Source organism: Parafannyhessea sp. (genome assembly GCF_051876455.1).
GTDB lineage: Bacteria > Actinomycetota > Coriobacteriia > Coriobacteriales > Atopobiaceae > Parafannyhessea.
In genome coordinates this window covers 9,714-15,570 of the sequence record NZ_JBJEHW010000092.1, presented here as the reverse complement: position 1 = coordinate 15,570, position 5,857 = coordinate 9,714, and the positions used below count along the sequence as shown (strand labels likewise).

At 65.5% G+C, this 5,857-nt stretch carries 5 protein-coding genes and 1 pseudogene; all 6 read right to left on the bottom strand.

Annotated elements, in window-relative coordinates; all coding sequences use genetic code 11:
* Positions 1 to 657 (bottom strand): annotated as a pseudogene (locus tag ACI38Z_RS04255) (heavy metal translocating P-type ATPase); the annotation flags it as partial.
* Between the two features lie 4 nt (positions 658 to 661).
* Positions 662 to 964: a DUF1490 domain-containing protein gene (locus ACI38Z_RS04250; protein ID WP_439788945.1), complete on the bottom strand. Its 303-nt coding sequence runs from the start codon at positions 962 to 964 to the stop codon at positions 662 to 664.
* Between the two features lie 110 nt (positions 965 to 1,074).
* Positions 1,075 to 2,013: a helix-turn-helix domain-containing protein gene (locus ACI38Z_RS04245; RefSeq protein WP_439788944.1), complete on the bottom strand. Its 939-nt coding sequence runs from the start codon at positions 2,011 to 2,013 to the stop codon at positions 1,075 to 1,077.
* 238 nt (positions 2,014 to 2,251) lie between these two features.
* Positions 2,252 to 4,918 carry a ferrous iron transporter B gene (gene feoB, locus ACI38Z_RS04240; RefSeq protein WP_439788943.1) on the bottom strand — a complete coding sequence of 889 codons (2,667 nt, stop codon included), beginning with the start codon at positions 4,916 to 4,918 and terminating at the stop codon, positions 2,252 to 2,254.
* A 109-nt stretch (positions 4,919 to 5,027) separates the two neighbouring features.
* Positions 5,028 to 5,264, bottom strand: coding sequence for a FeoA family protein (locus tag ACI38Z_RS04235; protein ID WP_439788942.1), 237 nt, complete (start codon positions 5,262 to 5,264; stop codon positions 5,028 to 5,030).
* A 68-nt stretch (positions 5,265 to 5,332) separates the two neighbouring features.
* Positions 5,333 to 5,608, bottom strand: a complete 276-nt coding sequence (locus tag ACI38Z_RS04230; RefSeq protein ID WP_439788941.1) for a FeoA family protein — start codon at positions 5,606 to 5,608, stop codon at positions 5,333 to 5,335.
* Positions 5,609 to 5,857: the final 249 nt, after the last annotated feature.

Sequence of the window (5,857 nt, the reverse complement as noted above, 5' to 3'; positions counted from 1 at the left end):
GTCCTCGATGGGGATGCGGACGTCCTGGCCGTCGCGCACGACCCAGACGGACTCCGCGCGCGTGATCATGTTGCCGCGGAGGGCAAGGTGCGAGCGGCTCTGCACATGGCGCTCCATCGCGGAGGAGAGCTGCAGGAAGAATATGATCGTCCCAGCCTCGTCAAACGAGCCGCGCAGGATGCTCGCGGTGATTGCCGTCGCGTCGAGCACCTCGACGGTGAGCTCGCCGCGAACGAGGTGCGCGAGGCCCATCGCCACGAACCTGAGCGCCTGGAAGGTCACCCACATGGCGCGCAGCGGTGTGGGCAGCAGGAGCCTCCTCAGGAAGTGCGCGCCCGCGAGGCGCGTGACCTCCATGGCAAAGCGGTTGTTCTCCGTACGGACCTCGATGGCGCCCGATGCCTCGTCCACGCCGGGCTCGGCGGTGGGCAGCGCCAGCACGTCCAGGGAGCGCACGGCGAGAAGGACCTCATCGCGCGTCGCAGGAGCGAAGACGACCAGGATCGAGCCGTTCGACGGGTGCACATCCGCCTGGCGTACGCCATTTAGGCCCATGAGCGCCTTTGCGACGCCACGGGCCTCTCCCCCGTCCATGAGAAGGGCGCCGCAGCGGAGGTGCAGGCGCCCAGGCAGTTCAGAGACGATCGTGTAGCGCATGCGACTAGGCCTCGGTCCCCGCCTCGTCCACCTTCTGCGTGACCTCCTCGCGGATGCCGGCCTCCAGATCCTTGAGGCGCTCCGCGACGGCGGCGTCGATCTTGGCCTGGCGACGGGCTGCGGCGCGCTTGTCGGCGGCGTCGTCCGCGATGGACTGGGTCTCGGCGCTCACGGCGTCGCCCACCTTCATGCAGCCGGCGGTCACGCTCACCGCGGCCTTGTGGAGAAGACCCCCGCTCGCGAGTCCGGCGACCGCGCCAGCCGCGGCAGCGCCGCCTGCGAAGAGCCAGAAGTGATGACCAACCATGACAAACCCCTTTCAGTCGCCTAACCTTTCGGCTACGTTCGCATGCCTCGGCGGATGGGGCAACTCCAAAGCGACCGCATGCCCCAATCGGACGGGTCGTCACGTTGCCGTCATCTCGTGCCTTGGGGTCGAGCTTTCGTACCTACGCCATCCTTTCCATGCGTGGCACGCCATTCCCTCGGCGTCGCGCCCATGATGTCGAAGAAGGCGCCGGCGAACTTCGAGGGGTTCGAGTACCCGACGGATGCCGCGACCTCCGCAATCGTGGAGTCGCCCTCGAGCAGGGCACGGGCAGCGACCCTCACGCGATATTCGCGGTACCACGCATGGAGGGGAATCCCGAACGTCTCGCGGAAGGCCTCCTTGAGGACGGTCGGCGAGGTGTCGCACAGCGCCGCGAGGGTGGGAATCGTCTTTGGGTCCGATACGTCGCCCATCATCTCCTTCTGGGCGCGAAGGGCGATGCAGGCGTGTCGTGCTCGCGTCGATGCGACGCCCCGGTCGACGCGGCCGCGCGTTGTCGCCGAGGGCGACGCGGAGAGGCACCCGAGCATCTCGATGGCCTTGAGGCGGACGTGGCCCACGTCGCACTCGTTCACGAGCCGATAGGTCTCCGCAAAGACTCGCGCACACTCGGGGGTCGCGTGCGTAACCAGTACGGGACGCTCGGGAGGCACCATGCGCCGTATCGACTCCACGTTGACCTCGAGCCCGGCGAAGACGCGACGTATCGATGCCGGGAGCCTTCCGCAGTCGACGGAGAGTACGAGCCCCTCGGCACGGCCGCCGCGCAGCTCGATGCCCACGGCACCGACTTCCGGCGAGACGATCGCCACGTCTCCCTCGACGGCCCGCAGGCGGCTGCCGTCAGGCAGGACGATGGCGCACCCGCCAAGGCGCACGTGGCCGATGCGCAGGGTTTCGGGCATGAGGCGAAGCGTCCCGCTGGCCTGCTCCGACAGGAGGGAGCCGCGCAGCAGGACCATGCCATGGGCAAGCTCGAACCACTGGGGTGCGGGCGGCTGCGCCGGCGACCACGTCACGCCCATCCGAGTTCCCGCTCGCAGGCATCGCGTATGGCGACGCACGCACCTGAGACCATGACGGAGAACGCGAGCGCGGCAACCATGCCCATGTCCATCGTCAGCACCACCTTCCCGCGCGAATGCGCGCATCGGCAGCTCGATCCACCTGGTCGCGGGCCGCGCTGCCATCCCGAACTGGGACGGCCCCCTCCCCCGCTCGTGACAGGGAAGGGGGCCGCCCTGGAAAATCTACCGAGCCGTCCTACGCGATGGACTCCTCCGTGAGGCTGTCGAGGATGTGCTCGTCCTTCTCGTCCCACTTGGGCATGGGGCGGAAGAGCTGGAACAGGAGGCCGGCGAGGACCACGAAGGCGACCACCGTCCAGAAGCCGAAGTTACCGAAGACGACGAGCTCGTAGAACTGGTTGATCAGGAGGCCGACGATCCAGCCGAAGCCGCACTCGTAGCCGATGGCGAACCAGAACCACTTGGGGTCGTCCATCTGCTTGCGGATGGTGCCCATTGCGGCGAAGCACGGGGCGCAGAGCATGTTGAACGCGACGAACGCGCACATGGCGCCGACGTGGAGCGTGCCGGCGATCGTGAACATGTTGGCGAAGCCCTGCCACATGGTGACGGAGTTCTCCGTCGCGCTGCCGAGGCCGTAGAGGACGCCGAACGTGGAGACGAGGTTCTCCTTCGCGATGAGGGCGGAGATGGTGGATGCGGTGGCCTGCCAGTTGCCGAAGCCGAGCGGCATGAAGATGAAGCTCAGCGCGCCGCCGATGCCGGCGAGGATGGAGTAGTCCATGTAGGTGTCAGGCGCGCCGGCCATGCCCTGCAGGTAGCCGAAGGAGCCGCTGCCGCCGCTCCAGCCGGCGATGCCGAAGTTGGAGAGGAACCAGATGCCGACGGCAGCCGCGAAGATGATCGTGCCGGCCTTCTTGACGTAGGCGCTCACGCGCTCCCAGATGTGCAGCGCCCAGGAGCGGATGCTGGGGAAGTGGTAGTCGGGAAGCTCCATGACGAAGGGGACGGGCTCACCCTGGAAGGGCTTGGTCTTCTTGAGCATGACGGCCGAGACGATGATGGCGACGATGCCGAGGAAGTAGAACATCGGGGCGACCCACCAGGCGCCGTTGTCAGCACCGACGAGCACGCCCATGACGAGCGCGATGATCGGGAGCTTGGCGGAGCAGGGAATCATGGTCGTCAGCATGGCGGTCATGCGGCGGTCACGCTCGTTCTCGATCGTCTTGGTGGACAGGACGCCGGGGACGCCGCAGCCGGAGGAGACGATCATGGGGATGAAGGACTTGCCGGAGAGGCCGAAGCGACGGAAGACGCGGTCCATGACGAAGGCGACGCGGCTCATGTAGCCACAGTCCTCGAGGAAGCAGAGAAGGACGAACAGTACGAAGATCTGCGGGATGAAGCCGAGGACGGAGCCCACGCCGCCGATGACGCCGTCGACCACGAGGGAGATCACGACGTCGCTTGCGCCGGCGTTGGTGAGCCAGCCGGTCACGGCGTTGGGGATGGAGTCTACGAAGCCGCTGTAGTCGTGCTGGTCGGGGGCCGGGGTGCTCACGGCCTTCTTGAAGTCCGCGAGCGTGACCTTGCTGATGACGTCGAGCTTCTGGCCGCTCTTGAGGATCGCGTTGCCGTCCTTGTCGAGCTTGGTCACGAGCTTGCCGCCGTTGTAGGTGAGGTTGCCGTCGCCGTCGTGCTCGGGCACGTTGGTCGCGACGACGCCCTTGGCCTCCGCCTTGGCCTCGAAGCTCCTGAGGAGCTTCTTGTCCGCGGAGGAGATGTCACCGTCTGAGACGGCCGCCTCGACCTTGGAGGTGTCGATGCCCTTCTTCTTGGCGGCGGCGATGTAGCCGTCGATCTTGTCGGAGTAGTACTGGCTGTCGTAGGCCGCCTGGTCCTTGTTGTACTGGGCCTCGGACGCGGAGTTGACGAAGAAGCCGTCGCTGAACAGGTTGTCGTTCACCCAGTCGGTGGCGTTGGTGCCCACGGTGCCGATGGCGATGTAGTACACGAGGATCATGATCGCGATGAAGATCGGCAGGCCGAGCACGCGGTTCGTGACGATGCGGTCGATCTTCTGCGAGGTCGTGAGCTTCTTGGGGGCCTTCTTGACGCAGGCCGCCATGACGTCGGCGATCCAGTCGTAGCGGTCGCTCGTGATGATGGACTCGGAGTCGTCGTCGCGGTCCTTCTCGACCTTGGAGATGACCTCCTCGGCGGCGTCGAGCTGCTCCTTGGTGAGCGTGAGCGACTCGAGGGCGTCGGCGTCGCGCTCGAAGACCTTGATGGCGTACCAGCGGCCGAGGTCCTCGGGCACGGAGCCGGCGATGATCTTCTGGACCTTCTGGAGCGCGTCCTCGACCTCGGGCGAGAAGCACTTGGGGCCCTTGGCCGCGACACCCTTCTTGCCGAGCTCCACTGCCTTGTTCAGGAGCTCGTCCAGGTTCTTGTTGTGGAGCGCCGAGACCTCGACGACGGGGACGCCCAGCATCTTGGAGAGCCGCTTGGTGTCGATGACGTCGCCGCGCTCCTTGAGCAGGTCGCACATGTTGAGGCCGACGGCAACGGGGCGGCCGGTCTCGAGGACCTGCGTCGTGAGGTAGAGGTTGCGCTCGATGTTGGTGACGTCGAGCAGGTCGACGACGGCGTCGGGGCGGTCGTTCACGAGGTAGTCGCGCGAGACGACCTCCTCGGGCGAGTACGGCGAGAGCGAGTAGATGCCGGGCAGGTCGACGAGGACGACGTCCTTGTCCTTCTTCCACTCGGCCTGCTTCTTCTCGACGGTGACGCCCGGCCAGTTGCCGACGTAGCCGTTCGAGCCCGTGAGCTCGTTGAACAGTGTCGTCTTGCCGCAGTTGGGGTTGCCGGCGAGGGCGATGTAGAACGTGTCTGCCATGAAGCCTTCCTTGCATGTTGTTGCGTGTATTGAATGCCTGGTAACGTGCGGAATGTTAGTAACGGGTAACTCTCCGCGCAAATAAAAAGGGACGTCGTCCCCCTGCCTGCTACGCCTTGGTAACGTCCTTCACCTCGACGCAACGGGCCTCGTCCTTGCGCAGGCTGAGCTCGTAGCCGCGGATGGTGACCTCGATGGGATCGCCCAGCGGCGCGACCTTGTGCACCAGGACCTCGGTGTTCTTGGTGACGCCCATGTCCATGATGCGGCGCTTGATGGCACCCTCACCCGTCAGCTTGGACACGACGCACCTCTGACCAACCTTGACGTCCGAAAGCGTTGGCATGCTTCCCCTTTCCTAAAGAGCCGCGCAGCGCGGCGCTTGCAAAAACCAGAGTCCCGGGACGCTCGTCCCTAGCAGGTGACGATCTTCATCGCGATGTCGCGGTTCAGGGCGAACGTGGCGCCCTTGACCTTGACGACGACGTCGCCGCTCACGCGCGATACCACCTGCACGCTCGAGCCCTGCACAAAGCCCATCTCGGCCAGGTGCTGCCTTAGCTCCTGCTTGCCGCGCACGCGCGCGACGGAGACGGTCTCGCCCTCGTTCACCATCGACAGCGGCAGCTGTGCGCCGGAGCGCACCTCCCGCTGCGCGGCGACCCTACCCGAGCCAATCGTGTTGTCCATAACGCTCTCCATGTACTCCTCCGATGCATGAGACTCCATGAAGTTAGATGGCACTAACTACATGGAATAGTAGTACACCGAGGCTAACTATTGGGCGACAATTGGCAATTTTCTGACAAATTGAGAAGGACGCACATCCCGAGGGTGCGCGTCCTTCTCCACTTCATGCCTCTTGAGCTGGGGCTTTATGACCGTGTGTGGCCTTGCGTCGGCTGTCGTCGCCGTTTGTCGCTACTTCTTGCGGCGCAC